Here is a 26981-nt window from a genome sequence, read left to right as displayed (position 1 = left end):
ACCCGGGATTCGTCCCGGGTGGACCCGGCCCTCCCGCGGCACCACACCCCACCATCACCCACCCCACACCCCACACCCCGAACGGAGCCCCCGGGATGACCGGAACCAGGTCCGATTCCGCCAGCGGCCGCACAGCCGGCGAGGGTGCGTGGGCGCTGCCGCTACTGGCGATCGCGCCCGCAGCGGTCCTGAGACTCTTCACCGACCTGTCCACGCCCCTGCTCATCATCGCCTGGCTTTGCGTCGCACTTTCCGGCGTATTGCTGGCGGCAGGCTGGAAGACGGTCCTCCGCAACTCAATGCACGGCGGATCGGCATGGTTCACCTGCGTTATCGCGCACGTGGCATTCGTGGTGCAGGTGATCGGGCTCGTACGGCGATAGGCGAATCGAGCCGCAGAACACTGCAAGCGCAGAACGATCGACCGATCGACAGCACGACTCGGAATTCGAGCAATAATCGGGGGAAGAGGCCCGCGGGTGACGGCCTTTCGGTTTCCACGCCTGTTCAGGTCGCCGGATGCGGACTTCCTCCCCCTTGCGATAACGCAGGGAGACCCTACATGAACCGCCGCTCCATGGATACGGAGCCCGGTGGTGTTCTCGTCGAGGCGGAATGCCTCGGCCGCTCCTTCGGCACCAAACGCGTCCTGGAGGGGGTCTCGCTGACCCTTCGCGCCGGGGAGGTCACCGGCTTCGTCGGCGCCAACGGGGCCGGGAAGTCCACCACCATCCAGCTGATGCTGGGCCTGCTGCGCGGCGAGGGCCGCACCCACTACCTCGGCCGCCCGCTGTACGCGTGGGGCGCGCCCGGCACGGTAGTCGGCGCCGTCCTCGGCGGCGTCGCCGGCCATACCGGGCACCGCGTACGGACCCACCTGCGGATGGTGGCCGCCGGCTCCGCGGCGCCCGACCGGCGCGTCGACGAACTCCTCGACACCGTCGGCCTGTCGGAGGCGGCCGGGCTCCGTCTGGGGGAACTGTCGCTCGGCATGGCCCAGCGTGTGGCCATCGCGCAGGCCCTCATCGGCGATCCGCCCGTGCTGGTGCTCGACGAGCCCGCCAACGGGCTCGACCCCCACTCCATCCGCTGGCTGCGGGAGTTCTTGCGCGCGCAGGCCGACCGGGGGCGGGCCGTCCTGGTCTCCAGCCACTTCCTCGGGGAGATGGAGCAGTTGGCTGACCGGGTGGTCGTGCTCTCGCGCGGCCGGATCGTGGCGGCCTCGCCGATGGCGGAGTTGCTGGCCCGCGCTGCCGACCGGCGCGTGGTGAGCGTGGAGTGTCCCGACCTGCCGAAGCTGACGGCGCTGGTGGAGGAGCGGGGCGGACTGCTCGCCCTGACGGACGGGCCCGACGGTCTGGGCGCGACCGTGACCGGCCTCGACCGGGTGCGGATCGCCACCGCGGCCGCCGAGCAGGGGCTGCCGCTGTACTGGCTGCACGAGGCGGGGCCGTCGCTGGAGGAGTTCTATCTCGGCATCGCAGAAGAGGAGTTCAAGATCTCGTGAGTACCACTTCGACTTCTGCCGCGGCCCCCGCTTCGGCCCAGCCCGCTTCGGCGGGGCCCGCCGCGGCCGCACCCGCCGGACGGGCGGCCGTCACCCCCGCCGAGGCGTTCCGCCGCGCCTGCCGCTACGAATGGCGGCACTTGTCGGGGCTGCCCTCGACATGGATCCTGCTCGGGATCGTGACCGTGCTGAGCCTGGCGGCGGGCGTCTCCGTGCTGCTCGACCTGGACCCGGACCGGCCCTTCAGCGCAGCCGCCATAGCCGACACGATCGCGTGGACGCCGCTGGCCACCCAGATCCCGGCCCTCTCCTTCTTCCTGCTCGTCCTCGGCACCGGCCCCGTCTCCACCGACCTGGTGCGCGGAGGCGCCCGTACGACCTGGCTGGCGGTCAACGGGCGCCGTACCGCCTACGCCGCAAAGTCCCTGGTCGGCTTCGCGGTCGCCGCCGGGGCGGCCGCCGCGAGCGCCGTCCTCGGGGCCCTGTCCTGCGCGGTCGTCATGGCGGTGGCGGGCGCGCCGCAGCCGGCCTGGTCCGGAGTGATGGTGCCCGCGCTGCGGTTCACGCTGTGGACCGGCTGCTGGGCGCTGCTCTGCCTGGCGCTGGTCTCCCTGATCCGCAGCCGGATCGTGCCGGTGCTGATCCTGTGCATGTGGCCGCTGATCGTGGAACGGCTCGTGGGCGGGGCGCTCGGGTACCTGCCGGGGCTCGACGGGGTGGGCGGGTGGCTGCCGTTCGCCGCCGGGCGGGCGATGCTGACCGACCTCTCGGCGTACCCGGCCGACGACCGGTCCTTCGCGGAGGCGCTCGTCGGGTCGGACCTGTCGTCGGGCACGGCGACCTTGGTGTTCTGCCTGTACACGGTCCTGATCGCGGGAGCGGGCTGCTGGGCGTACTGCCGCCGTGACGCGAAGGCCGGCTGAGGCGGACAGAGTTCACCCCGGATCCCTGCCTCCTCCCGGCGGGCTGACACAGCCACAGCCACCGACGGAAAGGGTGCTGTTGGGCGGGGTGAAGGCCATCGGAGCGAGGACCTGGCCCGATCTCGCCGTACCTCACCGAGTACATCCGCCGCTTCGCGGAATACCCGCCGCGCGGAGACGGCCAGCCGGAGACCGACGGCTACGGCCAGGCGGCGTGACCCGGCAGCAGGGCAAGGGGTGGTCGTCCGATCGCCGATGGCAGGATCGGCTCATGGGATTGAACATGGTTGTCGGTGCCCTCGTCGATGCCGAGGACGACGAGTACACCGAGATGGTCCGCGCCGACTTCGTCGCAATCGGCGAGCTACTGGAGCGTGCGGGAGCGCGACAATGGACTGAGCCCGACCTGGACGAGGAGGAGAGCGCGGAGTTCGAGGCGCGGGGTTACTCGGGCTTGCACACCGTTCGCCGTCTCGCCGTCCACCTGGCGGCGGGCGCCTGCCGGAGCCGTTCGACAGGACCCAGCGGGCGACTGAAGACGCGCTCCTGAGCAAGGTGTACGAGGCTCTCCCCAGTGCCCCCTGGACCGTTCGACCATCTGGTCCATCATTCGGACTGCGAGGGCTACTACGTGCCGGTCGACTTCGCCCACGTCATCGTCGACAAGAAGGCGCCGGGCGGCTACCTGGGCTCTTCGGTGCGACTGCTGGCGGAAACCCGTCGACTGGCTGAAGCCCTCGGCCTTCCAGAAGAGCTCGATCCGCCGGCACTCCCGCTCCGCCGCACCAGTACACAACGTCCGCGACGAGGACGCGGCCCGCCTCTCTTGTTCGTCCGCCACCACGTCAACATGCTCGTCAGGTACTCCTTCCAGCGCCCCGACCTGCCCGGGGGTCTGCGTCCGCTGCGCTGTGACCCCAGCCGGAAAGTAGCCGTCGAGCTCGTTGTCAGTCGGTGGCTTGGTAGAGCGTGGTCCAGAAGTCGTTCATGGCACGCGGCGAATCCGGAGTGGACAGTCCGACCTGGGTGAGCAGGACTCCGGTGAGTTGGTTGGTCCTGTCTGCGTAGGCGGTGGTGCCGGTGCCGCCGAACCAGCCGAACTGGCCGATGGGCGCGTAGTCGCCGCGATGCGTGCGCACCGCCATTCCGAAGCCCCAGCCGCCGTTCGACCCCTGGCCGGACGACAGGTGGGCGACGTCGCTGAACATGGCGTCTCGGGCGGCCAGTTGCGCGGGCGAGAGACGGTTGGTGGTCATCAGTTCGACGGCGGGCCGGGACAAGATCCGTTCACTCCCGTGCATCCCGTGGTTCAGCAGCATCTGGAAGTAGGCGTGGTAGTCGTCGACGGTGGAGACCAGTCCGCCGCCGGCGCCCTGAAACGCGGGAGGCACGCTGGACCTTCCCCCTGCCGCCTCGTCCCACACGACGAACTCGCCGGTCTGCGGGTCGGGCCCGTACAGGGGTGGCAGACGGTCGATCTTGTCGGCGGGCACGTGGAAGGCGGTGTCCTTCATCCCCAGCGGATCGAGGATGCGTTCGCGCAGGAACGCCTCCAACGACTGTCCCGTGACCCTGGAGACCAGCACGCCGACCACCTCGTTGCTGAGGTCGTACTGCCACCGGACTCCGGGCTGGTACTGCAACGGCAGCTCGCCGAGGCGGCGCATCCACTCGTCCGGCTCGGGCGCCGGCCCGGATGCCACGCTGTAGTCGAGACGCTCGAAGGTCGCTGCCCTGATCGGGGAAGCCATCGACTCGAAGTCCACTCCGAGCCCGAACGTGGAGGTCAGCAGATCCCGTACGGTGATCGGCCGCTGTGCCGGCACGGTGTCGTCCAGCGGTCCGTCGGGCCGCTTCAGCACCTGCCGGTCGGCGAGTTCGGGCAGCCACTGATCCACCGGGTCGTCCAGCCGCAGCCGACACTCGTCGAGCAGGACCATCGCCGCCGCCATCGTGACCGGTTTGGACGTGGACGCCATCCGGAAGATCGTGTCCCGGCGCATCGGCGAGCCACCGTCATGACGCATCGTCCCGATCGCTTCGACGTGCGTCTGGCCGCCACGGCTGACCAGGGCGACAAGGCCGGGAATCTTCTTGGACTCGACGTGCCGTGCCAGCACCTCGCGCAGTCGGCGCAGCCCTTGGTCGGAGAAGCCGCTGTTGCTCGTGTCCATGATGAATCTCCTGTTCACAGTGTGGGTTCTCACGGCGGCCCAGGTGGCTGCCTGGCCCTTCGAGCGGCCATGTGAAGAGCCTGCAGCCTTGACCCAAGGTCAAGGTCAACCCGCTTGCGCGATCAAGGGGTGACCAGCACCGATCGCAGGCGGCGTCCCGGTCCTCCTCGGCGGTAAGGGGGATGGGCGGGAACTGGGGCGCGCTATCCTCGCCCCTGTGATCGTCCGGACTTCCCGGCCCGTCGCCGCCGCGGTTCGCGAGACCGTGGTCGCCCACGACCTGGAGGTGCGCCGAGCGATGGCAGAAGGGCTCACGATCGGTCAGGCGGCGGCGTACGTCGGTGTCACGATCAAGACCGTGCGGCACTATCACCGGCTCGGCCTCGTTGCCGAGCCGGAACGCGACGGCTCCGGCTACCGCCGTTACCGATCGGGCGAGCTGTTCCGGCTGGTCCAGGTCCGGACCCTGGCCGCGGCCGGCGTGCCGCTGGCCGAGATCGGTGACCTGCTCGACGCCGATCCCAAGACCTTCGCCGCCACCCTGGACCACGTCCGTCACCAGCTCACCGAACGGATCGACGAGCTGATCGCGCGCCGCGACAGGCTGCACCGTCTCGACCATGGCGACCGGGCCCTGCTGCCCGACCGGGCCTGCGTGGTCTTGGACCGACTCACCGAACTCGGCTTCAGTCCTGACTACGTCGCCGGTCAACGCGAGGCTCTGGTGCTGGCCCGGGCGCTGGTTCCTGAAATCTTCGACAACTTCCTGACCCGGCTTGGACATTCGCTTGACGATCCCGAGTCCGTCGAGCTGACCAAGCGCGGTTGGGATGCGAGGTCCTGGGATCCGGACGACCCGCGGCTCGAGGAGCTGGCGTCCACGCTGGCCGAGAAGCTGCTGACCAACCGCGCGCTGCTGGCGATGCCGAACGGGTTTCAGAACCAGCCCGAAGCCGTTTCCCGGTACGGAATGGTCAACCACCACCGGGAAGACCAGTCACCGTCCATCGCCGGCTTGAACACGCTGGTCGAGGCTAACCTGCGCGCAGCCGGCATCGCCGTTCCACATCAGTGACGGCCGCCCAGCAGACCCGGTACTGCGGCGGGTTTCAACGACGGCCCTTCTCGTCGTGCTCTGGTGGGACTGACCCGAAGTCAACCCGGCGCCCCCAACCTTGAGCACCTGGGGGTTCCGTGCCCACCCGGGCCGTCGCGGGGTTCTTACGAAGGCGTACCGCTTGCCGTTCAAGCTGTCGGCCGGCGTATCGGTGCGTGCATGTCGGTGCGCCAGGGGGCGAGGTCGGTGGCGACATGGTGGAGGTAGCTGCGGGCGTGCGCCGAGTTCACGGGACCGCGGGAATTCCAGGGCCTGGGTTCCGGCTGACAGGCCCCGGTCGAGGCTCCGTCCTGGAAGTGCTGCCGGCCGGCACGGCGAGGCGGAGGGCCTGGAGGTGGCGCTGGGCCACCTCGTGACGGCCGACGTCGAATGCGGCCCATCCGGCGACGGGGACAGTTCGGCGGTCGCCGCGAACAGCTCCTTGCCGATGGCCTGCGAGGAGGCCCGGTCGCCTTGTGAAACCATCTTCAGGTCGGACGGCGCTTCGACGAAAGGGCCAGGGAGACGACCCAGGGCTGCCCGGAGAGGGTTTCGACCTGTTGCCGGGACAGGGAGGCCGTCGCGATTGTCCGACCGGCCCCGGCGTCGTCCACGTCCACGCCCGCGCCCCGGAGGATTTCCTGCTCGGCGCCGTTGGGCGGGTGCGCCAGGCGCAGGATGACCAGCAGGCCCCGGTCGGTCGGTTCGAGCCCCGGGGTGTCCACCTCGGCGGCGAGGGAGGCGTCGAGCTTGCCGTAGTCCACGCCTCGATTGTCACAGAGACCCGGCCGCGCCGCCGATCGGTGTCACGGACCCCGCCGCCTCCACAGGCCGACCGCCCCAGAGGTCGGCCCCACCCCCGGGCCGACCGCCTCAGAGGTCGGCCCCGGCCCCGGCGCGTCACAGGCCGGCTGCGTCGATCAAGCCGTGTCCCCACTTCGGGTCGAATGCGCCGGGTGCGCCGCCCGGGATCTTCGCGGTCGAGTTGAGCGCGTCGAGGACCTGCTTCGGCCGCGCGGTGCCGTCCTGTTCCAGCAGGAGCGCGGCCACGCCCGCCACGAACGGGCACGCCATGCTCGTTCCCTGGAGCGCCACGTGCTCGCCGTCGATCGTGAAGGCCCGCTGCATGCCCAAGGCATCCCGCGACAGGGCGGAGACGATCATCGCTCCCGGAGCCGCGATGTCCGGCTTGGGCGCATCGTCGCGGCGCGGGCCCTCGCTGCTGAAGGTTGCGATGTCGTTCGCCACCAGCCAGGTCGCCGCCCGCTGGATGCCGTCGACGTCGGTCCACGCCGTCCGGGTGGTGGCGGCCGCCACCGTGATGGCCTGCGTGGCCGTGCCCGGCGAGCCGATCTTCATCTCGTCGCGGGCGAGCGGACCACTGAACTGCGGCGTGGGCCGCGCGTCCGGGTGCCCGAGCATCCACACGTCGGCCCGGCAGACTCCGTTGCTGACGGAGGCCGCCCGCAGCACCAGCCGCCACGCGTTCAGCGGGGCTGCGGCGCCGGTCGTGTCGGGTTCCACGCCTACGAAGAAGTTGTGGTCCCCGTTGCCGGCGTCCGTGCCGGGCGTGACGATCTGCACAGTCCCGTCGGCCAGCTCGTACGTCTCTTCGGGGCCGCCCGAGGCACGTACGGCCTGGAAGGGTGGTCATGCTGACGGCGACCGACGAACACGGCGATCTCTCAGGAGAAGGTTCTCGAGGCGATGCTCGGCTGGGCTGGCACGAAGCCGGGCTGGCGGGACGGCTTCATGAAACATCGGGGCCGTACGGCCGCGCGGAGCCGTCGACTGATGCGGAAGCGGCCTGACCAGGGCGGTCAATGCCGCAGTAGTCGAGGTCCGTGAACTCGAGTTCCAGACCCTGGGCGCGGGTGCCGCCGTCCTTGAAGTAGACCGCTTGCAGTCCTGTGGGTCCGCCGCCGCGCCATTCGATGAGCAGCGGGTCGTCCTGGCGGACGGTGTCGGGGTTAAGACCGGCCCGCCGCAGGAATTGAGGAGGTCGGCGGGGCTGAGGGCGCGGGCGGGATCTCGCGTCGCCGCGGACGCGGCGCCCGCCCTGAGCGTCCGGCGGATAGACGACTACACGAGCAGGGCTCATCCCTTCACCCTGCCGGTGCCCGCTTACTCCAGCACTCGGAGCGCGGTGTCGGGCCGACAGTAGGTGCAGGCGGGCACGCCCTCGGCCAGCAGCCGCCGTATCTGCTCCGGGTCGGCGGCGGCGCAGCGGTTGCCGGTGCCCAGCATCGTTCGCCGCGGCGGCCGCCCAGCACCACTGAAAATGTGCTTTTACATCCTCACTGTTGTGGGTGTTGCGCACGCGGTCGTATTCCCCGCGAATCCGGAGGCGGGCGGAACCGTTCGGCGGCGCGCAAGGCGACGTGCGCGCCGCGGGCGTGCAGTGGCCCGGACCGGACGCGCCGTTGTGATGATCCGTTCACCTTACGTAGCGTGGTCAAGCGGCACGATCGGTCCTCGGATCGGGAATCCGCCGCATGCGCATGCACACCGCAATCCCCCAAGCGAAAGGGAGTTCGACCATGACGTATGAGCGCCCCACCCTCACCAAGGCCGGCAGCTTCCGCAAGGTGACCGGGATCAAGAACACGGGGCCCAAGGACATCCTCGGCGGCAAGCAGCTCCTCTGACGTGAGGGCCCGGCCGCGCCGCTGAACTGGCGGCCGGGCCACCGGGTGGCGGCCCCCAGCCGCCACCCGGCCATCCTGCTTCCCGTACATCGCCGACCGAAGGCCGTAGTCGTGGAAGACTCCCTGTCACTCCAGGCCCTGCCCGCCTGGTTCGCCGTCCTGCCCGACACCAACGCGGCCGCCGCTGTCGCCGCCAAAGCGCTCACCCATGCCGCCCAGGGTCTGCGCCACCGATCCGGGCGCCCCTGGCTGGTGGGGCGCTGGGCACCCTCGAGCATGGTGGTGGGCGAGTGCGGAGGGACCCGTCTCGCCGTGCTCGGCGAACACTCCGTCACCGCCGAAGCGGCCCGACGCGCAGCCGCAGCCGCCGAAAGCACGTCCCTGTCGGCGCTCGACCGCATCAGCGCCACCTGGGTCGGCAGCCTCCACCTCGTGGCCAGCCGCGGCGGGCGGGTCCGGGTCCAGGGCGGCGTCGTCGGCATGAAGCGGGTGTTCTTCACCGATGCCACCTTCCCGGCGGCCGGGGGCGTCGGCCTGGCCTCCGACCGGGCAGACGTACTCGCCGAACTGGTCGGCGCCGAACTCGACGAGCGCAGGCTCGCCCTGGAACTGCTCACCCTGGGCGTGCCGCACCCACTATCGGGCTCCCCGATGTGGAAGGGCGTACACGCCCAGAGCGGCGGCCACTACCTGACGCTCGACTCCGACGGACGGGCCGAGGAGACCCGCTGGTGGTCGCCCCCCAGTCCGCACCTGACCCTGGCCGAAGGTGCCGGGCGCTTCCGAGAGGCGCTGACCGCCGCCGTCGCCACGCGCACGCGCGGGCGCGAGCTGGTGACGGCCGACCTGGGCGGGCTCGACTCCACCGCCGTGTGCTGCGCCGCCGCCCGCGGGGACGCGAAGGTCGCCGCGTACACCGCTGCCATCCACGACGAACTCGGCGACGACGTGTACTGGGCCCGCCGGACCACCAGGGCACTGGGGACGATCGAGCACCACATCGTCCCCGCGCCCGACCTGGCCATGACGTTCGACGGGATCGACACCCTCGACGACCTCCTGGACACCCCCAGCATCCTCACGGTCGACCGTAACCGTCGCATGCACATCATCGCCCTGGCAGCCGCCCGCGGGTCGAGCCTGCACCTGACCGGCCTGGGGGGCGACGAACTCCTCGCCGGATCGCCCGCCCGCCTGCACGCGCTGATGGGCACGCATCCCCTCACCGCTCTGCGGGACCTGCGCGGATACACCGCGAAGTACCAGTGGTCCCGACGGCGCGTGCTGCGCCAACTCCTGGACCGCCGCTCCTATCGCGCCTGGCTCGGCAGAGTCGCCCGCGACCTGAACACGCCGACGGCCCCGGCGGACGAACCGCTGCTCGACTGGTCGGCGCCGCCGCGGATGCCGGGCTGGGCCACGCCCGAGGCCGTAGAGGCGGTACGCGAGCTGCTCCGCGCCCACCTCTCGGAAGCCGAGCCCCGTGGCCGCGGGCACGGCGAGCACCGGGAGATGGCCGCGATGGACGGCATCTCCCAATGGACCCGGCACATCGGCCAAATGGCCGCCCCGCTGGGCATCACGGTGGCAGCCCCGTACTACGACGACCGGGTGATCGAGGCGGCCTTCGCCATCCGGCCGCAGGAGCGGATCACTCCCTGGCAGTACAAGCCGCTGATCGTCGAAGCCATGCGCGGCATCGTCCCCGAGGCCAGCCGCACCCGCGGCACCAAGGCCAACGCCACCTTCGAGGAGGAGGCGGGGCTGCGTCGCCATCGCGCCCGCCTGCTGGCGCTGTGCGAGGAGTCGCGCCTCGCCCGGCTGGGCCTCGTCGACGTGAAGGTCCTGCGCGAGTGGTGCCGCCGGGCCCTGTCGGCCGAGACGGAGAGCTACTTGCTGCACCCGACCGTGGCCTGCGAAGTATGGCTGCGCTCCCGGGAGATGACACCGTCCCGGACGCGGCCCCTGACGGAACGGGAAAGGTGAGCCCATGTGTACGTTGAAGCCCGGGGTGCTACTGACCGAGACCGAGTACGGCATGGTCCTGCTCGATCAGAAGAGCGCCGAGTACTGGACCCTCAACCCCACAGCGGCCGTCGTGCTCCGTGAGCTCCTGGACGGCTACAGCGCCGAGCGGGCGGCGGCGGCCCTCGTCGAACGGTACGAGGACGTGGGCACAGAAGTGGCCGCACAGGACGTCGTGAGCATCGTCGAAGACCTCCGCTCCGCAGGACTCATCACGCCGTAGCCGGCCCCGGCCGCCGACCGCCCCGAAGAAGGGAACGCAGATGTCGACCCCGGAAGCCATTCCCTACCGCCCTCGCTCGGTCCCCCTGGCCCGCCGCCTCGGGGCGCGCATAGTGATCGGCTGTGCCCATGTGCTGGCGACCCTGCCGCCCCAGCGAATCCGGGCCGTGCTGGCCCGGCTCCGCCGCGGAGCCCGGCCCGCCACGTTGGCCGAGGCGGAAGCGGCCCGGGAGACGGTACTCGCCGTGAGCCTGGCCGCGGGCGGGCACAAGGGCTGCCTGCCGCGGTCCCTGGCCACGGTTCTGCTGTGCCGCTGCCGCGGCCAGTGGCCCACCTGGTGCGTCGGGGTACGCACCCGCCCGCCGTTCTCCGCGCACGCCTGGGTGGAAGCCGAGGGCAAACCCGTCGGCGAGGGCACGCCGGCCGGGTACTTCCAGCGCTTCTTCACCGTGGAGTGAGCCCGTGACCACTGCTTCGCTCGCCCTCATCGGGCACCTCCGACCGCAGCGCGGCCGCATGACGGTGGGTGTCCTGCTGGGTCTGCTCGGCAGCGTGATGGGCCTGGCCCAGCCCATGGCAGCCAAACAGGTGATGGACGACATGGGGCGAGGAGGCCCGGCATACGGCCCCGTGATCGCCCTCAGCGTGCTGGTGGCGGCGGGAGGGATCCTCGCCGGCCTCGGGCACTACGTGCTGGATCGGTCCGCGGAGACCATCGTCTGCACCGCCCGGCGCCGACTGACCGACCGTCTGCTGGCGCTGCGCGTACCGGTGGTGGAGCGCACTGAACCAGGTGACCTGATCTCCCGCGTCACCTCCGACACGGCGCTGCTGCGGCACAGCGCTCCTCAGGCGGTGTCGGCCGCGGTCACCGGCACCCTGATCACCCTCGCGACGGTGATCATGATGGGCCTGCTCGACGCCGTGCTGCTCGGCGTCACGCTCGGCGTGATGGCGTTCGTCGGCATCGTCGTCGCTGTCGTGGCCCCGCGGATCGGCCGGGCGACCCGGCATACGCAGGAGGCGGTCGGCCACATGGGCGCCGCGCTGGAACGAGCCCTGGGCGCCTTCCGCACGATCAAGGCGTCGGGGGCCGAACAGCAGGAAGCGCAAGCCCTGTACCGGGCGGCCGAGCACGCCCGGCGAACCGGTGTCCGCGCTGCCGCCTGGGACGCGGTGTCCGCGACCCTGTCGGCGGTCGTCGTGCAGGTTTGCTTCCTGGTCGTGCTGGGAGTGGGGGGCGCGCGCGTCACCTCCGGCGCCATCAGCGTCTCCACCCTGGTCGCCTTTCTCCTCTACCTCTTCGCGCTCGCTCCCCGGATCGGCCAGCTGGTTGAAGGCGTCGGCCAGTTCCAGATCGGTTCGGCCGCCGCCGCCCGGATCCTGGAGGTCGAAAGCCTGGAGGTCGAGGACGCGCGCCGCGGAAGAAGAGAAGGCGGCGCGAGTCGGCCGAAGGCGGATCCGCTGCCCGCCCGCGTGGCATTCCGCGATGTCCGCTTCGCCTACCGCCCCGGACTGCCCCAGGTCCACCACCGTGTCTCCTTCACCGTTCCCGGCGGAGGCCTGACCGCGTTCGTCGGGCCGTCCGGCACGGGCAAGACCACGGTCTTCTCCCTGATCGAACGCTTCTACGACCCGGACGCCGGCCAGGTACTGCTGGACGGGACGGACGTGCGGCAATGGCCCCTGGCCGAACTGCGCGCAGCCATCGGATATGTAGAACAGGACACGCCCGTCCTCGCCGGTAGCCTGCGCGAGAACCTGACGCTGGGCGACGTCACTGCCACGGAGGAAGAGCTCCGTCACGCCCTGCGCCTTGTCCGCCTCGACGCGGTGGCGGACCGCCTGCCCCGTGGCCTCGACACCGACGTCGGCCACCGGGGCAGCAGACTCTCGGGCGGCGAGCGCCAGCGCGTCGCGATTGCAAGGGCCCTGCTGCGCCGCCCGAGACTGCTGTTGCTGGACGAAGCCACCTCACAGCTCGACGCGGCCAACGAGGCGGCGCTGCGCGACACCATCACCGACATCGCCGGTCGCATCACCGTCCTCGTCGTCGCCCACCGCCTGTCCACGGTCACCAGGGCCGACCGCATCATCGTGATGGAGGCCGGCCACGTACGGGCGGTGGGCACCCACTCCGAACTCCTCGCAGCAGACACCCTCTACCGCGAACTGGCCACCACCCAGCTGTTGAACGGCCGGTGAGCGACACCGGCCCGGAACAGTGGGTCCAACGGCTGTTCGACGCTCGCGACCAGGACGCCACTCCAACGCACGGGCCGAGACCACCCCGACCAGGAAGTGCTCCGCTGTGCCTTCAGCCGACTGGGCAGCTGAGCCCCCCGGGGCGCTGGCAGGACCTGCCGCCGGCTGCGGCTGGAGGCGTCAGGGAATCGGCTGGCGGGGCTGGTGGTTTCTGCGGATTCGCGGGTATGCGTCGTCGGGTTTGGCTAAGACGTCATCTCATTTGGTGAGGTGTCGTCGGATAAACGGTGCCGTTCCCAGGACGAGTGCGGCGAAGACGGTCAGTCGTTGAAGGCCAGGCTGAGCGGCGAAGCTGCTGTGCTGGATGCCGTAGACCGCGTACCAGTTGGCGGCGAGGTCGGTCGCCATGATGGCGCAGGCGAGGTCGACTCCTCGGCGTTTCCCCCTGATCAGGAACACAGCGGCGAGCGTGTCGAAGAGCGCCAGCGACGACCAGTAGAGGTTGAGCCAGCCCGGTGCCCAGTCGTAGGGGTGCAGACCGTGGCTGAGAAGGTCGGCTACATGCGCGGAAGCGCCGACGAAGAGCAGCACGGCCGCGATCACGCAGACCGAAATGACCGCCCAGCGCGGGGTGTGGCGCATCCATCCGATCACGCTGTGGATCGTCCCATTTCCGGGCGCTGCCCGTCAGGCCGCCAGCCTGCGATAGCAGATGAGAGCGGCTGCGACCCGGCGAAGGCCGGGAAGTGCTCGGCCTTGCGCTCGTAGAGGCGGCGCAGGCGGCGGCAGCCGCACATCACGGTTGCGGCAAGCCCTGCAACACTTCTCAGTATGGGAGAGCCAGTCGAGATCATGCCTTACGACCCTGCTTGGCCAGCCATGTTCGCCAAGTGGGGCACGTGCCTACGTGTCGCCCTCGGTGATGCTGCGGCTCGTATCGACCACATCGGGTCCACCTCGGTGCCAGGATTGGCGGCCAAGCCGGTGATTGACATCCAGATCTCAGTGGCATCGCTGGAAGCGACGGATGCATTCCTGCGCCCGCTGACAGAGATGGGGCTCGTGTACCGGGCGGACAATCCCGAACGGACCAAACGATACTTCCGGGAACCTCCAGGTCAGCGCCGGACCCACGTGAACGTACGGCAACTGGGCAGCTTCTCACAGCAGTTCCCACTACTGTTTCGCGACTACCTCCGGTGCCAAACGGCTGCCGCGAACGAGTACGCGGCAGCCAAGAAGCACTGCGCAGCCAAATTCCGCAACGACCGTCCCGGCTACGTCCAAGCAAAAGATGCCTTCGTATGGGACATAATCCGACGCGCTGACGCCTGGGCCCAGCACACCGGCTGGGCTCCCGGTCCCAGTGACGCCTGACCAGGCCGTCGGAGTTACGAGACAACCCTTACGGCAGAAGTCACCTCATTTGGTGAGTTGAGTGTGCGGTAGCAGATCAGGGTGCAGGCGATGCTGGTGAAGGCGAGGAAGTGCTCGGCCTTGCGTTCGTAGCGTCGGTGGAGGCGCCGGCAGCCGGCGAGCCAGGCCATGGTGCGTTCGATGGTCCAGCGATGACGGCCCAGCCGCTGCGAGGACTCAACGCCCTTGCGGGCGATGCGGTGGGCGATGCCGCGCTCGCGTAACCATCTCCGCAGGTAGGAGTAGCCGTAGCCCTTGTCGCCGTGGATCTTGCCCGGCTTGCGCCGCCGGGGCCCACGGCGGGAGCGGATCGGCGGTATGCCCTTCACCAGTGGGATCAGAGCCTGGCTGTCGTGCAGGTTCGCCGCCGAGATCCCGACAGAGATGGGCAGACCGGTCCGCTCAGTGATCAAGTGGATCTTCGAGCCGTACTTGCCCGGTCCACAGGATTCGGACCTGTCAGGTCCCCCTTTTCAAGGCCCGCATGTTTACCGAGTCGATCGCGCAGCGGGACCAGTCCAGCTCGCCGCGGGCCCCGAGCTCATCGAGGACCAAGCGGTGGAGCTTGGCCCACACCCTGGCCTTCGTCCACTCGGAGAAGCGCCGGTGGGCTGTCGCTCCCGACGGCCCGAACGACGCGGACGGCAGCTGCTGCCATGTACAGCCCGACGTGGCCACGAACACGTTCGCGGCCAGCACCTCTCGGTCACCATGCCGACGCCGGCCACCACCCTGAGGCCGCGAAGGAGCCTCCGGCACCACTCGCTGGAACAGCTCCCACAGCTCGTCCGGCACCAGCCGCTCGACAAATCCCCATGAGTCCCAAAGGCGCACCGAACACGAAAGCCGCTATTCCCCACACGAGAATTTGCCCCTCGCTGGAGGTGCTTCCAGATTCCACCTCCATTCCAGCCGGAATGGAGGTGGAAGGTTCCATTCCGGCCGGAATGGTGGGATTCATGTCCTTGAGAAGGTAGTATGTGGCCACACCGATGGCCAATCCCAAAGATGCCAGCAATGCCGACTCGATTTTTGATCGGCGGAAATAGCCCACCAGCAATGCGTAGCAGGCCCACGGCCAGCCGCTAGAAAAAACAATACTCACGGCGACACAAACGGAATTATCCCATTTCCCGACAACGGGGCCCACTAGGCCGAGTAGCAAACCCGCGCCGAGAGACACAGTGACCGGCACAACGCGAGCACGTGTAAAACGTGTGATTGTTCTTCCCCCCGTTCAGTGGGTCAGTCCTGGCTGGAGGTGTTGCCACTCTGAGGCTGCGCGGGCAACCCAACACCCTCAGAGTGGCTCACAACCTACCGCACCCTCCCGGGAGTTACTGCTTGGTGCGGCGATCAGAACCTCATCGACGCTGTGGTAGGTGGAGCAGGTGTAGGCGAGGCCCGCAGTGAGGTTCGCGTGAGGCGAGTTGCCGGCTCGGCCCAAACGAGACATGTATTGCCCGCGAGCTTCACCCGTGGACGAGTTCCCCTTTGTCTGGCGATGGTGATTCGAGTAGCAATACTTGTTGACTACCCCGGGGCCAGGGCTTCGGCGTAGTCGCGTGACGTCTCTTTCGTGATCATGTGAGTCCGAGGAGGGTGAGAGGTCGGCGGGCGTTGCGGGCGTAGTGCCGGAGGCCGGCGGCGATGCTGCACTTCCCGGCGAGATGAAGGGCGCCGATGGCGAAGTTGCGCCAGGTCGCCATGGCTCGGGGTCCGGAGCCGGTTCGCAGTTGGGAGGCGTCCTCGGCGAACGTCACGTCTCGGATGTGGTGCAGGGCTTCGATCTTCCAGTGGCTGCGGATGAGCCGAGCGAGCTCGGCGGGGGATAGCGGATCGGGCCGTACGCCGAAACGCTCCAGGACGGACGGCGGGGCGTCGGTGATGCACTCACCCACCGCCAGCAGGGAGGTCGCTCCGGCCAGAACCGCGCACGCGGTCAGCGCGAGCATGACGACCAGAGCGTGCCGTACGCCGCGCGGATCGCGAGTGTCGGGCACCTCGGCCAGACGCTCCAGCAGGCCCGGGATCTCCCCAGGTACGGCCCCGGATGCTCGCGGAGTTGGTCAAAGGCAAGGGGGATCGGCGATGACGCGTCGGCAGGTACGGTTCATTCGCCCGCGGTGTCCTCGGCCTCCCAGCGAAGCAGGTCGCCTGGCTGGCACTCGAGCACCTCGCAGAGCGCGGCGAGCGTCGCAAAGCGCACCGCCTTGGCACGGCCGTTCTTGAGTACCGCGAGGTTGGCGGGTGTGATCCCTACGCGGTCCGCGAGTTCACCCACGGACATCTTCCGCCTGGCCAGCATCACGTCGATGGCGACGGCGATCGGCATCAGATCACCTCGTCCAACTCGGCCTGCATCTGCGCCGCTTCGACGTCGCGGGCGACCGCCTGGGCGGCAGCATCCGCAGCACGAGCACGATGAGCGCGACTCCCAGGATGGCCACGCCAATCCCGCCCATGATGAGAGTGACGCCCGGGTCGTCCCGCTGGCCGGGCGCATTGATGGCCGTGACCGCGAACCACACGAGAGCAGCCGCAACGATCGCGCCGATGACGACGTCCACGTACCGGAAGGCGGCGTGGGAGAACACGGTTCCGCGCCGCACCATCGTTACCAGTCGCCATACACAGACCAGGGCGACCTGGGCCGTCCCGCTGCCCAGGATCGTGATCACGCGCAGCGGGGTCAGCGGGAGCGACCCGTCCTCCGGGTCACTCCCGCTGACCAGCGCCCACACCATCAATGCCTGCACGCACACGGTGCCGGTGAGCACCACCACGAGCACGGCGCGCAGCGCGCGCACTGTCAGCTTTCCCATGACCCGTCCTTCCATCGAGTTACGATGGGAATCTATCGAATGTCGATAGGTGAAGCAAGGGCAGGGTCGGGCTGACAGGCGGCGATTTCGCACCATCGCGGGATGCCGCCGCCCCCCGCGACATGGCGCGATGTGAAGGTTTTCGATCCTGCCGAAGTCGACCTCGCTTAGCCACAAATCGGACACCATGCGACTACGCCGAAGCCTTGACCCCGGGGCTGACCTCTTGTGCGTACCAGCCGTAACACCAGTTGCCACCGCTGGACGGGCTGAGGCATGTAGTCGACAGCGGGCTCATTGGCCCTGACATGCGAGCGAAGCCACCCCGGCAACTCACCCTCGACCCGGGCGATGACCGCGCCCCGGCCATCGAAGCGGTCACCGACCGAGCCTGCACCCGTTACGGACCCGGCACCATCCGGCCCACCACCCTCGCCACCACCAAACAGGCCGGCAAGGGCACCGTCCCTGAGCACCCCAAGCCCGATGCGCTGTGCGAGCCGGCCGAGAAGGTGGTCTCCGGCGTTGTCGGTGCCGGCCGCGATCATGAGGAGATGAGTGCCGAATACCGCGCCCGAAGGCCCGCACACGGGCATTGGCGGGGTTGTGTGAGCGCGTGCGGGGCGCCCTTCAGGATGGGCGCCCGGATCCTCGGCGTCCACGTCCGCCGGTCGATCTCCGGTCAGGCGTAGCTGAGGATCACCAGGAGCGCCGCGCATTCCGCGAGGAGCTGCGCTGCCAGCGCCACCTGCCGTACGCGCAGGGCGGCCGAGGCCATGGCGACGACGAACGCCACGGCGGCGATGCCGGCACTCCAGAGGAACAGCCAACCGGGCAGTCCCTGGGAGCACTGCTCTCCGTACGTGACGCAGCGCGACGCCCGCTCGGATGCCAGGGTCAGCAGACCCGCCACCACGGCGGACGGAACGAAGAGCGCCGCGGACAGGACGGCCCGGAAGCGAGAGCGGTCCCTGCCTGCGGCGTGCGCCTGCGCCGGGGGCATCGCAGACGTGGAGGTGGACGTGGAGGTCGTGTGCATGCCCCGATCCAACACGGTCCGCAGATCAGGCACAGCCGCTGTGCTACTCACCGGCAAGTGCGCTCCGTACTCAGAAGTCGTCAAGTCCGTTGGAGGGGGGTGAGTCTCCGTACCGTCTGGCAACCGCGGCGGCGCGGCTGCGTAGGGAGGTGCGCAACGACTGCGGGGCCAGGGCTTCCGCGTCCGTGCTGAGCTGCCACAGCGCCCATTCGGCGTGCCGGGAATCCTGGAAGGTCACTTCCAGCCGCAGCCAGCCGTCTGCATCGGGTTCCTCTGCGCGGACAGCCAACGCGCTGTCCAGCAGTTCCTCCCGCCGCGTCGGATTCACTCGTACCAGCACGATGATGTGGTCGCCGCCGGAGAGGAACCGTGTGGAGCGTTCCCGCCAGATCCGGTCCAGATCGACCTGGTTCGGCCGCTGCGCCCTTTCGGGAAGTTCCTCGGCGGCCAGTACCCGCGACAGCCGGTAGGTGCGGTCCGTGCCAGATCTCGTGGCCAGCAAGTAGCCCCGGTCGCGTACGGTGACCAGGCCGATCGGGTCCACGGTGCGCCACTGTGGTCTCTGGCCCGTGGCCGCGTAGTGGATGCGCAGCTTGTGTCCGGCGAGCACCGCGCGCCTGACCTCGATCATCGTGGTGTCGGGTACCTCATCGGTGACCACCCGGCGTGACAGCAGGTCTGTCTCCGGGTCGACGAGAAATCGCTGGGCCGCGTCGCTCGCGGTGGCCCGATGGTTTTCGGGCAGCGCGTCGACCACCTTGCGCATGGCCGAGGCGAGCGCCGAGCCGAGGCCGAAGACCTGCTCGCCGCGCCCCGAGCCGGCGGTCAGCAAGGCGAGGGCCTCCTCGTGGTTCAGCCCGGTGAGCTCGGTATGGAAACCGGGCAACAGGGCGAAGCCGCCGTGTCTCCCGCGTTCGGCGTAGACGGGGACGCCGGCCGCGGACAGCGCCTCGATGTCGCGTAGCACGGTGCGGGTGGATACCTCCAGCTCCCGGGCCAGGGCGTCCGCTGTCAGCCGACCGCGCCGGCGCAGCAGGAGCACCAGTGAGACCAACCGGTCGGCGCGCATCCCAGAACTTTAAAGGAATACATGACTGAGGGTGTCGTGATTTGTTGTGAGGCTCGTTGACGCGACGCCAGAGCCGGCTGCTACCGAGCCGAGGGACGTCGTCCTCCCGATGAATCGAATGGAGCTGATGTGGCAGTGGAACGAACGGCGGTCAACCCGGTGACGTGGTCGGTGGACATGGGATTCAACCAGGGCGAAATCGTCTCCGGGCACACGCGGACCCTGTACATCTCGGGGCAGACCGCAATGAGCGGCGACGGCAAGCCCCAGCATGACGGTGACATGGCGGCGCAGTTGACGCTGAGCATCGACAACCTGACGGCCGTGCTCGGGGAGGCCGGCATGTCTCTCGCGAACCTTGTCCGGCTCAATGTGTACACGACCGACGTCGATCTGCTTTTCCAGCACTACGGCGTGCTGGCGGCGCGGTTGGGAGCCGCGGGGGTGGCGCCGACCTCCACGATGCTCGGGGTGACGCGATTGGCGATCCCGGGCCAGATGGTCGAGCTCGAGGGTACCGCCGTCGCGTGATGTGACCTCGCCGCCCCTGCTGCCCGCGCCGGTGCAGGGCCTGTGATCGGGCGCGGCCTCTACCAGAGGCGGACTCGATTTCCTCTCAATGCGTTGGACAGTGGCGGCGGGCTTTCCACGCTTGATGCGTGGAATGCGCCCTCGTCCACAGGGCGGTGCGCTCGGCTGCTGAGGCGTCGTCGAGGGTGAGGCCGAACACATCGGCCAGAGCATCGAACCAGTGGTCGGCGGCGTCCAGTTCCCGTTGCCGCCGGCCCGCCTGGTCCGTCCTGCTGAGGATGCAGCCCTCGAGTGCATCGACGCCGTGGGCGTCTCTGCGTATGGCGGAGACGATGCGAACGAAGCCGGAGTCCGGCGACGTCGACAGCTTCCGGTGCCAGGTGACGAAGTCGCCCGGGCCTGCTGCGGGGGCCAGGGAGAAGTCCATGCCGGCGAACGTGCCGCGAGGGTCGTGGTCGAACCGCCAACCGCCCGGCTCGACGCCCGAGCGGGTCAGCCGGTATGTGAAGGGGCCTTGCCGGTAAGTCCCCGCCCGTAGGGGAAGCGGTAGGTGCAGTGCGTCACCGAGGCCGACGTCGACGAACCATGACCGGCCTTCGCACGCCACGATGAGCGTGAGATGGTCGCCGGTTACTCCGGGCGGTGGGTTGTCGGACGTGCCGTGGACTCCGCCACGATGCCAGGAGACGGTGTAGCCGAGTGCTTGCAGAAGGGTGGCGAATGCGCCGTTGAGATGGAAGCAGTAGCCGCCGCGTCCCCGCAGGACCCGGGCGATGGACTCGTGCGGCTCCACGGTGGTCGGCCGACCCAGATGGATCTCCAGCGTCTCGAAGGGGACCCTTTCCACGTGCGCGGCATGGAGCGCACGCAGACCGGCGACCGAGGGCGGGCCGGGATCCGCGATCCCCAGACGCTGCAGGTAGCTCTGCACATCGACTTTCTGCATGGCCGTGACGCTAGCCAACGGTACGGAGCGGGGCCTCGGCTGCGCGCCGGGTGTCTCCCTACTCCGTTCGTCGTAGGACCAGCACCCATGCGCGAGCGGTCCAGGGCTCGGAGGCGGCCGGGGGCGCTCTGGTCCTCTGGACGAAGATGCACGCATGAGCAGAGAGATCGACGAGGTGAACGAAGCCATCGCGGGTGAGTTGCGTCTGATGGACCCCGGCGTACGCATGTCGAAGACGCTGGCCCGGGAACTCCTCCATCAGGACTTCGTGGAAGTCGGCGCCTCGGGCCGGCGGTGGACGTATGAGGAAATGCTTGCCGAGCTGCCCGACATGGACGGGGCGGCCGAAGACGGCCCGCGCTATGAACCCTCGAAGATGACGGGTGTCGTGCTGGCGCCCGGGCTGGTGCATCTCACCTACGAGACCACGATCGCCGGAGATCGGGCACGGCGGAGTTCGCTCTGGCGCAAGCAGCGCGCGGGTGGCACGTGGCAGATGTACTACCACCAGGCCACGCCCATTCCGCCCGAGGGCATGTGACCGCATCGTCTCCTGCGACCGCCGTGCCGCGCCGCGCCGCCACCGATGACGAGCAGACCGTGCAGGCGGCGCGCAGGTGTAGGCCGTCACGTCACCTTCACACCGGAGATGGCCGTCACACCTGAGGTCGCCTTCACACCCGAGATGGCCGAGGCCGGCCTCGGGCGCAAGCCGTCCCAGCCGCACGAAGAAGCACTGCGGATTCCTCCCATCGGGTGGCTGGAAGGCGCGTACGGCGCCCGGAGGGGGAGGCGGGTTGCGCCGGAAGGCCGGCCGGGGGTGGCTACCGCCCGGCCGGCCCCTGGATGCGCAGGGTCCTACAGCTCGTCGCCCTCGATGCCGCCTTCTCGCAGCCGGTCCGCCTCACGGCGACGCTTGGCCTCTTCGTCCGGGCTGCGGGAGGGCTTCTCCGGCTGCTGGGGGCGTGCCTGTTCCTGGCCGGCGGGGCGCTCGGGGCCCGTTCCCAGCTCATCGGGACCCTTGCCCGACTGTCCCGGCTGCTGCCGCTTGTTCTGCGTACCGCCCATGACGGTGGCTCCTTGCGAAGTGAAGGGTGGGGAGTCCTACCCGCCACACGCTGACACGATCTGTTACGATCCGCATCATTTCGGTCACTCAGTGCCGCAAGGGTGAAGCCCAGTCGCGTTGCGGCCGCGTCCGGCAGGCAGCGTTCGGCGGCGCCCCGCGGATGGGCCGAAACGCCCACCTGCCGTAAGGAGCCCCCGTGCCGGAGCGGAAGCCGCCGAAGGGCCGCACCGGGGCCTGACGTGACCGCTCCGCCTCCGTCTCAGCCGCAGCGGCGCATCCATCCCCCGCGACAGCGTGGCGTGCGGGTGCGGCCCGCGGCGGGGGACGATGAGATGGCTGGGAGCACAGACGCCGGTACGTGATCACTGCCCGGCATAGGGCCGCAGCGTTCGGCGGCCGGAAGGAGAGCCCGGAGATGGGTGCGATCGAGCCCTCGCGGGACGGTCCCGACAAGGCGAGGGCCGCTACGTCCGGGCCGGGCGGCCTGCTCGATGTGCTGAGCGTGGCCGCCGTTCTCCTTGACGCGGAGGGCAGGATCGATCTGTGGAGCCCGCAGGCCGAGGACCTGTTCGGATACACCGCCGAGGAGGCACTCGGCGAGTTCGCGGGCCACTTGCTGGTCCATGAAGACGACCTGCCCGACGTGCTGGGCATGTTCGCTCAGGTCATGGAAGGAGGGGGCAGCTGGGTCGGCGTCTTCCCCGTCCGGCACAAGGACGGCAGCACGCGCATGGTCGAATTCCGCAACATGCGGCTGCTGGACTCCCAGCAGGAGTACTACGCCCTGGGCCTCGCCGCGGATCAGGCGACGGTGCGGCAGGTCGAACGGGATCTGGCTCTGTCCGCCCGGCTGGTGGCCCAGTCGCCGGTCGGACTGGGCGTACTGGACACCGACCTTCGGTACGTGTCGGTGAATCCGGCGGAGGAGCGTCTCAACGGCGTGCCGGCCGCCGAGCACATCGGCCGGCACGTCCACGAGGTCCTGCCGGCCGTGGGCGCGTCCTTCGAAGCGGCGATGCGCGAGGTTCTGGCCACCGGCGTCCCCATCGTCGACCAGTACACCGTCGGCCGTACGCCGGCCGACCCCGATCACGATCACGCCTGGTCGATCTCGTTCTACCGGCTCGAAGCCCCCAACGGGACCGTGCTGGGCGTGGCCACCTCCAGCGTGGACGTCACCGAGCGGCACCGAGCCGTCGAAGAACAACGTCACACCGCCCTCACCCTCCAGCGCAGCCTGCTGCCCCACACGCCACCGCGGCGGCCGGGACTGGAGGTCGCCACCCGCTACCGCCCCGCCCAGGCCACCATGGAGATCGGCGGCGACTGGTTCGACGTGATTCCTTTGAGCGGCGACAAGACCGCACTCGTCGTCGGCGACGTCATGGGCAGCGGAGTCGCCGCCGCAGCAACCATGGGCCAGCTGCGCACCGCCACGCGGACGCTGGCCGATCTCGACCTCGACCCCGCCCAGGTCCTGCACCACCTCGACCACGTCACCGAAGGTCTCGATACGATCGCGACCTGCGTCTATGCCGTCTACGACCCGCACACGGCACAGTGCCACCTCGCCCTGGCCGGGCACCTGCCGCCCGTCCTGCTCCATCGGGACGGCACGCGCGAGCTCCTCGACCTGCCCACCGGCGCGCCGCTGGGCGGTTGCGGTGTCGCCTTCCACACCGTCGGACTCTCCCTCGAGGTGGGCGACCAGCTCGTCCTCTACACCGACGGCCTGGTCGAGACCCGCGATGAGCCGATCGATACCCGTCTCGACGTCCTCCTCGACGTCCTCGACGACCCCGGCCGCTCGCTGGACGAGACCTGCGACCTGCTTCTCCACACCCTGCGGCACCCGGGCGATCATGACGACGTGGCTCTGCTCATCGTCCGAGCCACGCCGACGCCCGGGCAGGCCGGCTGAACATGCCGGTCCCGTGCGCGCGGGCGGCGTGACGGCTACCGGCTCGCCGCTGCACTGACAGGCCGCCAACGCGATACGGGGTGGTCTTCTCGTCCGCCGCCGCCGCCAGCCGGAAGCGGTCACGGGCCGCACGTCACCCTCCCGGCACGAGTGAGAGCCTTTCTGGTAGACGGGAAGCTGCAGAAATGCTGCTCCACCCCGCAGAGTTCAAGAGCTGCGGGGTCAACGGCTTCAGAGAGGTGTTCCATGACGAAACGTCACGCAGTGGTCGTCGGGGCGGGAATCGGAGGCCTTACGGCCGCCATCGCACTGCACCGGCGCGGCTGGCACGTCACCGTCTGCGAACGCGCCCCCGAACCCCCTACCACCGGCGCCGGCATCGGCCTCGCCCCCAACGCACTGCGCGCCCTCGACACGATCGGCGTCGACGCCGCCCGCGCCGCCGGCAGCTCCGTCCCCGCGGCGATGGGCCTGCGCCGCTCCAAGGGCCGATGGCTCACCCGGACCGGCACCGCGGACATGGCGGCCCGCTACGGCATGCCCCCCATAGCCGTGCCGCGCCCGGCCTTCACCGCGGCACTCGCCGCCGCCCTGCCACCCGAGACCATTCGCTACGGCACCGCTGTGACCGCCGTGGACGACGCCGCAGGCCGCCCGACCGTTCGCACGGCAGCCGGCGTGGACCTTCCCGCCGATCTGGTCGTCGCCGCCGACGGAATCCACAGCCCGCTGCGCAGCACGTACTTCCCCACCCACCCCGGACTGCACTACATCGGGGAGACCGCCTGGCGGGCACTCGTCGACGCTCCAGATCTCCGGATACCCGCCATGAGCGAGACCTGGGGGCGGGGTGAGCGGTTCGGCGTGACCCCCCTCTCCGACGGCCGGCTGTACCTCTACGCCACCGCAGTCGTCCCGGCCGGCACCCGGTCAGCGGACCCTCGTGCGGAACTCCGGCACCGCTTCGGCTCGTGGCACGACCCGATTCCGGCCCTGCTCGACCGCGTCAGCCGCCTCGACCCGGCCGACGTCCTCCAGAACGACCTCTACGACCTGGCCGCCCCGCTGCCCCGGCTGCACCACGGCCGCATCGCCTGGCTCGGTGACGCCGCCCACGCCATGGCCCCCAACCTCGGCCAGGGCGGCTGCCAGGCCATCGAGGACGCGGTGGTCCTCGCCCACCTGCTTCCCGCCGGAGACAGCGGCGGCAGTGGCGACAGCGGCGGCAGCGGAATCAGCGGCGACGGCGACAGCGGAAACAGGGCGGACTCCGTCCCGGCGGCCCTCGCCGCGTACACCGCCGCACGCCGCGACCGCACCGACGCCGTGCGCGTCCGTGCCCGCCGGGTCGGCCGCCTGGGCGCACTCCGCAACCCGCTCGCGGTGGCCGCCCGCGACCTCGCGGTCCGTGCCACCCCCACCCGCCTGGCCCTGCGCGGCATGGACGACGTGTTCAACGGCTTCCGCCTGCCCTGACCGTAGGGACGCACGCAGACGGCGCTCCTGCGTCGCAGGCGGGATATGCCGAAATGAGCCGTAACTGCCGCCCGGCACATGCTCGTTGATGAAACGATCAAGCTTGCTTTTCATATAAGTGATCTGGAAGCCTCCGTTTGACTCACCTGTCACATGAGCATCGGAGGCAACCCCACATGCCCAAAAGGCGAATACGTCGAGCTTGGCTCACGGCAGCTGCCGCGGCCGCGCTCGCGTTCACCGGCCTTGCGGCACCGGCCCAGGCGGAGGACCTTCCCCCGGATGTACCGGAGTCCTGGATGCAGGAGCCCCGCGCCACCGAGGGCACTTCCTCGCCCTTCAGCACCCGCGCCTGGACCGCTCCCGGTGGTGCGGCCTCGCCCGGTGACTTCACGATGTCGCCCGGCGAGATGAACGCCGAGACCACCAAGCGGGTCGCCCGCCTCGACTCGGTGCTGCCCAAGTCGGGCGTGCAGAACCTGCTGGCCGGTGCGAACCGTACCGTCCAGCCGTGGTGCTCCCGCGACTCCTTCGGCACCGCCCCGGACCCCGACATCAAGTACTGCCTGCAGAACGACGACTCCGTCTCGCAGGAGTGGGTCCCCCAGGGCTTCACCGGCGTCTCCGACGCCAAGGACAACGAGCTGTGGGGCGACGCCGGGAAGATCCAGCTCTTCGCCTCCTATGACGGATGGGACCCGGGCCGCGAGAACGACCCGCTCCCGACGGCCGGCGACTGCACCGCAGCCGAGCTGGAGGCCGACGACGCCTGCAACCAGAAGGGCGTCAGGATCACCTTCGTGCAGAACCGGACCAACCCGGCCACCGGCAGCCCGGAGGTCAAGTACCGGCACGTCCTGCTGGGCTGGACCTATGTGAACTCCGCCGACCACGTCTCCTTCGACGGCCTGCACGCCGGCGAATACCCGATCCAGAAGGGCGTCCACGCCGGGGGGATCGTCTGGTACGGCAATTACCTCTACGTCGCGGACACCCGCAACGGCCTGCGCGTCTTCGACATGCGCTACATCATGGACCTGGACCCGGACGGCGACCCCAGCACGCACGACGAGATGGGCACCGACACCGACGGGGTGAAGACCACCTCCAACGTCGAGGTCAAGACGAAGGTGGGCCGGCACGACAACGTCTGGTACAGCTTCGGGTACCGCTACGTGATGCCGCAGGTGGCCGCGTGGAAGTTCAAGGCGACCCAGAGCAACCCCAAGGGCTCCTACGCCTGTGTCTCCACCGGCGCCCCGAAGGCCTCCTACATATCACTCGACCGCAGCACCACCCCGGACCGCCTGATCATGGGGGAGTACTGCCGTCCGGAGAGCGGCTATCCCTCCACCGGCCGCATCGCCTCGTATCCGGTCGCGGCCCTGGAAGGGCGCTCGGCCGACGCGACCGCCGAAGGCTGGGCCAACTACCTGCCGATGGCCAACGGCGGCGCCCAGGGCGCAGCCGCGTACAACGGCACGCTGTACGTGAACGAGTCCAAGGGCACGGACGAGCCGGGCAACCTGTGGCGCTTCAAGTGGAGCAACGGCCAGCTGGTCCAGGACGGCCAGGCCGTCAAGACCGCGCGGGGCGCCGAGGACCTTTACGTCGAGCGCGGTACGGGGCGGTTGTGGTCCGTCTCCGAACACCGCCCGGGAGTGGCGTCCGACTGCACGGCGAACCGGGATCCTGCAGATCCGGCGGGGACGGACTACTGCCAGCGTGTGCTCTACGGCCACCAACTGAGCTGGCTCGACGCCCAGCCGTAGCCCCACGGTGCCTCACGTCGTCGTTCGTGGAACGGTCTCCGCGGGGCGCTTAACACAAAGACCCCGCCCCCCCGCCCCCCCCCCACCCCCCAACCCCCCCCCCCCCACAGCCCGCCC

28 protein-coding genes and 2 pseudogenes are annotated in these 26981 nt (G+C 69.7%); 17 read left to right on the top strand and 13 right to left on the bottom strand.

Going from position 1 to position 26981, the window contains the following annotated elements; genetic code table 11:
- Positions 1-95: 95 nt before the first annotated feature.
- From ACWGIF_RS28100 to ACWGIF_RS28085, 4 genes are all read left to right on the top strand, one after another.
- Positions 96-383, top strand: a complete 288-nt coding sequence (locus tag ACWGIF_RS28100) for a hypothetical protein (protein WP_453501609.1) — start codon at positions 96-98, stop codon at positions 381-383.
- A 179-nt stretch (positions 384-562) separates the two neighbouring features.
- A complete protein-coding gene (locus tag ACWGIF_RS28095) occupies positions 563-1507 on the top strand; it encodes an ABC transporter ATP-binding protein (protein WP_453501607.1) in 945 nt (314 codons plus the stop codon).
- Positions 1504-2430 carry a hypothetical protein gene (locus tag ACWGIF_RS28090; protein WP_453501605.1) on the top strand — a complete coding sequence of 309 codons (927 nt, stop codon included), beginning with the start codon at positions 1504-1506 and terminating at the stop codon, positions 2428-2430. The genes ACWGIF_RS28095 and ACWGIF_RS28090 overlap by 4 nt, the downstream gene beginning before the upstream one ends.
- A gap of 271 nt (positions 2431-2701) precedes the next feature.
- The gene (locus ACWGIF_RS28085; RefSeq protein WP_453501604.1) at positions 2702-2980 is read left to right on the top strand and encodes a hypothetical protein; all 279 of its coding nucleotides are present in this window, start codon (positions 2702-2704) and stop codon (positions 2978-2980) included.
- Between the two features lie 397 nt (positions 2981-3377).
- On the opposite strand, the gene ACWGIF_RS28080 is transcribed toward ACWGIF_RS28085, so the two are convergent.
- The gene (locus ACWGIF_RS28080; RefSeq protein WP_453501602.1) at positions 3378-4604 is read right to left on the bottom strand and encodes a serine hydrolase domain-containing protein; all 1227 of its coding nucleotides are present in this window, start codon (positions 4602-4604) and stop codon (positions 3378-3380) included.
- Between the two features lie 217 nt (positions 4605-4821).
- On the opposite strand from ACWGIF_RS28080, the gene ACWGIF_RS28075 reads away from it, so the two are divergent.
- A complete protein-coding gene (locus ACWGIF_RS28075; RefSeq protein ID WP_453501601.1) occupies positions 4822-5679 on the top strand; it encodes a MerR family transcriptional regulator in 858 nt (285 codons plus the stop codon).
- A gap of 509 nt (positions 5680-6188) precedes the next feature.
- Here the strand turns inward: ACWGIF_RS28075 and ACWGIF_RS28070 are convergent.
- The 3 genes from ACWGIF_RS28070 to ACWGIF_RS28060 form a co-directional block, all read right to left on the bottom strand.
- Positions 6189-6464 (bottom strand): hypothetical protein, encoded by a 276-nt coding sequence (locus ACWGIF_RS28070; protein ID WP_453501599.1) that lies wholly within the window; start codon positions 6462-6464, stop codon positions 6189-6191.
- Between the two features lie 136 nt (positions 6465-6600).
- On the bottom strand, positions 6601-7284 hold the full coding sequence (locus ACWGIF_RS28065) for a S8 family serine peptidase (RefSeq protein WP_453501598.1): 684 nt from the start codon (positions 7282-7284) through the stop codon (positions 6601-6603).
- 540 nt (positions 7285-7824) lie between these two features.
- On the bottom strand, positions 7825-7947 hold the full coding sequence (locus ACWGIF_RS28060; RefSeq protein ID WP_453501596.1) for a DUF6233 domain-containing protein: 123 nt from the start codon (positions 7945-7947) through the stop codon (positions 7825-7827).
- Between the two features lie 293 nt (positions 7948-8240).
- Between ACWGIF_RS28060 and ACWGIF_RS28055 the strand changes: the two genes are divergently transcribed.
- The 5 genes from ACWGIF_RS28055 to ACWGIF_RS28035 all read left to right on the top strand — a co-directional run bounded on the left by ACWGIF_RS28055 (position 8241) and on the right by ACWGIF_RS28035 (position 12800).
- Positions 8241-8348 (top strand): keywimysin-related RiPP, encoded by a 108-nt coding sequence (locus ACWGIF_RS28055; protein ID WP_365363487.1) that lies wholly within the window; start codon positions 8241-8243, stop codon positions 8346-8348.
- A gap of 111 nt (positions 8349-8459) precedes the next feature.
- A complete protein-coding gene (locus ACWGIF_RS28050; RefSeq protein WP_453501594.1) occupies positions 8460-10334 on the top strand; it encodes a lasso peptide isopeptide bond-forming cyclase in 1875 nt (624 codons plus the stop codon).
- Positions 10335-10338: 4 nt separating this feature from the next.
- A complete protein-coding gene (locus tag ACWGIF_RS28045; RefSeq protein ID WP_453501593.1) occupies positions 10339-10596 on the top strand; it encodes a lasso peptide biosynthesis PqqD family chaperone in 258 nt (85 codons plus the stop codon).
- Positions 10597-10636: 40 nt separating this feature from the next.
- Positions 10637-11053, top strand: coding sequence for a lasso peptide biosynthesis B2 protein (locus ACWGIF_RS28040; RefSeq protein ID WP_453501591.1), 417 nt, complete (start codon positions 10637-10639; stop codon positions 11051-11053).
- A 58-nt stretch (positions 11054-11111) separates the two neighbouring features.
- Positions 11112-12800: an ABC transporter ATP-binding protein gene (locus tag ACWGIF_RS28035; RefSeq protein WP_453501613.1), complete on the top strand. Its 1689-nt coding sequence runs from the start codon at positions 11112-11114 to the stop codon at positions 12798-12800.
- A 258-nt stretch (positions 12801-13058) separates the two neighbouring features.
- On the opposite strand, the gene ACWGIF_RS28030 is transcribed toward ACWGIF_RS28035, so the two are convergent.
- The gene (locus ACWGIF_RS28030) at positions 13059-13454 is read right to left on the bottom strand and encodes a hypothetical protein (RefSeq protein ID WP_453501589.1); all 396 of its coding nucleotides are present in this window, start codon (positions 13452-13454) and stop codon (positions 13059-13061) included.
- 177 nt (positions 13455-13631) lie between these two features.
- Here ACWGIF_RS28030 and ACWGIF_RS28025 point away from each other — a divergent pair, with 177 nt between their 5' ends.
- Positions 13632-14177 (top strand): GrpB family protein, encoded by a 546-nt coding sequence (locus ACWGIF_RS28025; RefSeq protein ID WP_453501587.1) that lies wholly within the window; start codon positions 13632-13634, stop codon positions 14175-14177.
- Positions 14178-14191: 14 nt separating this feature from the next.
- Here the strand turns inward: ACWGIF_RS28025 and ACWGIF_RS28020 are convergent.
- The 4 genes and pseudogenes from ACWGIF_RS28020 to ACWGIF_RS28005 form a co-directional block, all read right to left on the bottom strand.
- Positions 14192-15050 (bottom strand): annotated as a pseudogene (locus ACWGIF_RS28020) (IS5 family transposase).
- Between the two features lie 749 nt (positions 15051-15799).
- Complete coding sequence (locus ACWGIF_RS28015) at positions 15800-16219, bottom strand: transposase family protein (RefSeq protein ID WP_453501585.1); 420 nt, start codon at positions 16217-16219, stop codon at positions 15800-15802.
- 110 nt (positions 16220-16329) lie between these two features.
- Positions 16330-16551: a helix-turn-helix domain-containing protein gene (locus tag ACWGIF_RS28010; RefSeq protein ID WP_453501584.1), complete on the bottom strand. Its 222-nt coding sequence runs from the start codon at positions 16549-16551 to the stop codon at positions 16330-16332.
- A pseudogene (locus ACWGIF_RS28005) lies at positions 16551-17041 on the bottom strand (DUF2975 domain-containing protein). The gene ACWGIF_RS28010 and the pseudogene ACWGIF_RS28005 overlap by 1 nt, the downstream one beginning before the upstream one ends.
- A gap of 308 nt (positions 17042-17349) precedes the next feature.
- Between ACWGIF_RS28005 and ACWGIF_RS28000 the strand changes: the two are divergent.
- Entirely contained in the window at positions 17350-17733 is a 384-nt protein-coding gene (locus tag ACWGIF_RS28000) for a hypothetical protein (RefSeq protein WP_453501582.1), read from the top strand.
- Here the strand turns inward: ACWGIF_RS28000 and ACWGIF_RS27995 are convergent.
- Together ACWGIF_RS27995 and ACWGIF_RS27990 are read right to left on the bottom strand one after the other, a co-directional pair.
- Positions 17724-18080, bottom strand: a complete 357-nt coding sequence (locus ACWGIF_RS27995) for a hypothetical protein (protein WP_453501580.1) — start codon at positions 18078-18080, stop codon at positions 17724-17726. The two genes, ACWGIF_RS28000 and ACWGIF_RS27995, sit on opposite strands and share 10 nt — an antisense overlap.
- Positions 18081-18150: 70 nt before the next feature.
- Positions 18151-19149 carry a helix-turn-helix transcriptional regulator gene (locus ACWGIF_RS27990; RefSeq protein WP_453501579.1) on the bottom strand — a complete coding sequence of 333 codons (999 nt, stop codon included), beginning with the start codon at positions 19147-19149 and terminating at the stop codon, positions 18151-18153.
- A gap of 135 nt (positions 19150-19284) precedes the next feature.
- Here ACWGIF_RS27990 and ACWGIF_RS27985 point away from each other — a divergent pair, with 135 nt between their 5' ends.
- Positions 19285-19680 carry a RidA family protein gene (locus tag ACWGIF_RS27985; RefSeq protein ID WP_453501611.1) on the top strand — a complete coding sequence of 132 codons (396 nt, stop codon included), beginning with the start codon at positions 19285-19287 and terminating at the stop codon, positions 19678-19680.
- A gap of 85 nt (positions 19681-19765) precedes the next feature.
- Here ACWGIF_RS27985 and ACWGIF_RS27980 read toward each other — a convergent pair whose 3' ends face one another.
- Positions 19766-20626, bottom strand: coding sequence for an arylamine N-acetyltransferase family protein (locus tag ACWGIF_RS27980; protein WP_453501577.1), 861 nt, complete (start codon positions 20624-20626; stop codon positions 19766-19768).
- A gap of 154 nt (positions 20627-20780) precedes the next feature.
- Between ACWGIF_RS27980 and ACWGIF_RS27975 the strand changes: the two genes are divergently transcribed.
- On the top strand, positions 20781-21167 hold the full coding sequence (locus ACWGIF_RS27975) for a nuclear transport factor 2 family protein (RefSeq protein ID WP_453501575.1): 387 nt from the start codon (positions 20781-20783) through the stop codon (positions 21165-21167).
- Positions 21168-21484: 317 nt separating this feature from the next.
- Here ACWGIF_RS27975 and ACWGIF_RS27970 read toward each other — a convergent pair whose 3' ends face one another.
- Positions 21485-21694 carry a hypothetical protein gene (locus ACWGIF_RS27970; protein WP_453501574.1) on the bottom strand — a complete coding sequence of 70 codons (210 nt, stop codon included), beginning with the start codon at positions 21692-21694 and terminating at the stop codon, positions 21485-21487.
- A 416-nt stretch (positions 21695-22110) separates the two neighbouring features.
- On the opposite strand from ACWGIF_RS27970, the gene ACWGIF_RS27965 reads away from it, so the two are divergent.
- The 3 genes from ACWGIF_RS27965 (at position 22111) to ACWGIF_RS27955 (ending at position 26864) form a co-directional block, all read left to right on the top strand.
- On the top strand, positions 22111-23616 hold the full coding sequence (locus ACWGIF_RS27965) for a SpoIIE family protein phosphatase (RefSeq protein ID WP_453501572.1): 1506 nt from the start codon (positions 22111-22113) through the stop codon (positions 23614-23616).
- A gap of 246 nt (positions 23617-23862) precedes the next feature.
- Positions 23863-25092: an FAD-dependent oxidoreductase gene (locus tag ACWGIF_RS27960; protein WP_453501570.1), complete on the top strand. Its 1230-nt coding sequence runs from the start codon at positions 23863-23865 to the stop codon at positions 25090-25092.
- Positions 25093-25391: 299 nt separating this feature from the next.
- Complete coding sequence (locus ACWGIF_RS27955) at positions 25392-26864, top strand: hypothetical protein (protein ID WP_453501569.1); 1473 nt, start codon at positions 25392-25394, stop codon at positions 26862-26864.
- The last annotated feature ends 117 nt before the right edge of the window (positions 26865-26981 follow it).

Source organism: Streptomyces sp. NPDC054849, assembly GCF_053610945.1.
This window is presented reverse-complemented; position numbering and strand designations above follow the sequence as displayed.

Excerpts from the sequence above, each read along its gene's own strand:
- ACWGIF_RS28100 (WP_453501609.1), top strand. The coding sequence starts at position 96 with ATGACCGGAACCAGGTCCGATTCCGCCAGCGGCCGCACAGCCGGCGAG.
- ACWGIF_RS28095 (WP_453501607.1), top strand. The coding sequence starts at position 563 with ATGAACCGCCGCTCCATGGATACGGAGCCCGGTGGTGTTCTCGTCGAG.
- ACWGIF_RS28085 (WP_453501604.1), top strand. The coding sequence starts at position 2,702 with ATGGGATTGAACATGGTTGTCGGTGCCCTCGTCGATGCCGAGGACGAC.
- ACWGIF_RS28080 (WP_453501602.1), bottom strand. The coding sequence starts at position 4,604 with ATGGACACGAGCAACAGCGGCTTCTCCGACCAAGGGCTGCGCCGACTG.
- ACWGIF_RS28060 (WP_453501596.1), bottom strand. The coding sequence starts at position 7,947 with ATGCTGGGCACCGGCAACCGCTGCGCCGCCGCCGACCCGGAGCAGATA.
- ACWGIF_RS28055 (WP_365363487.1), top strand. The coding sequence starts at position 8,241 with ATGACGTATGAGCGCCCCACCCTCACCAAGGCCGGCAGCTTCCGCAAG.
- ACWGIF_RS28045 (WP_453501593.1), top strand. The coding sequence starts at position 10,339 with ATGTGTACGTTGAAGCCCGGGGTGCTACTGACCGAGACCGAGTACGGC.
- ACWGIF_RS28040 (WP_453501591.1), top strand. The coding sequence starts at position 10,637 with ATGTCGACCCCGGAAGCCATTCCCTACCGCCCTCGCTCGGTCCCCCTG.
- ACWGIF_RS28035 (WP_453501613.1), top strand. The coding sequence starts at position 11,112 with ATGACGGTGGGTGTCCTGCTGGGTCTGCTCGGCAGCGTGATGGGCCTG.
- ACWGIF_RS28025 (WP_453501587.1), top strand. The coding sequence starts at position 13,632 with ATGGGAGAGCCAGTCGAGATCATGCCTTACGACCCTGCTTGGCCAGCC.
- ACWGIF_RS28010 (WP_453501584.1), bottom strand. The coding sequence starts at position 16,551 with ATGCCGATCGCCGTCGCCATCGACGTGATGCTGGCCAGGCGGAAGATG.
- ACWGIF_RS28000 (WP_453501582.1), top strand. The coding sequence starts at position 17,350 with ATGCGAGCGAAGCCACCCCGGCAACTCACCCTCGACCCGGGCGATGAC.
- ACWGIF_RS27995 (WP_453501580.1), bottom strand. The coding sequence starts at position 18,080 with ATGCACACGACCTCCACGTCCACCTCCACGTCTGCGATGCCCCCGGCG.
- ACWGIF_RS27990 (WP_453501579.1), bottom strand. The coding sequence starts at position 19,149 with ATGCGCGCCGACCGGTTGGTCTCACTGGTGCTCCTGCTGCGCCGGCGC.
- ACWGIF_RS27980 (WP_453501577.1), bottom strand. The coding sequence starts at position 20,626 with ATGCAGAAAGTCGATGTGCAGAGCTACCTGCAGCGTCTGGGGATCGCG.
- ACWGIF_RS27975 (WP_453501575.1), top strand. The coding sequence starts at position 20,781 with ATGAGCAGAGAGATCGACGAGGTGAACGAAGCCATCGCGGGTGAGTTG.
- ACWGIF_RS27970 (WP_453501574.1), bottom strand. The coding sequence starts at position 21,694 with ATGGGCGGTACGCAGAACAAGCGGCAGCAGCCGGGACAGTCGGGCAAG.
- ACWGIF_RS27965 (WP_453501572.1), top strand. The coding sequence starts at position 22,111 with ATGGGTGCGATCGAGCCCTCGCGGGACGGTCCCGACAAGGCGAGGGCC.
- ACWGIF_RS27960 (WP_453501570.1), top strand. The coding sequence starts at position 23,863 with ATGACGAAACGTCACGCAGTGGTCGTCGGGGCGGGAATCGGAGGCCTT.
- ACWGIF_RS27955 (WP_453501569.1), top strand. The coding sequence starts at position 25,392 with ATGCAGGAGCCCCGCGCCACCGAGGGCACTTCCTCGCCCTTCAGCACC.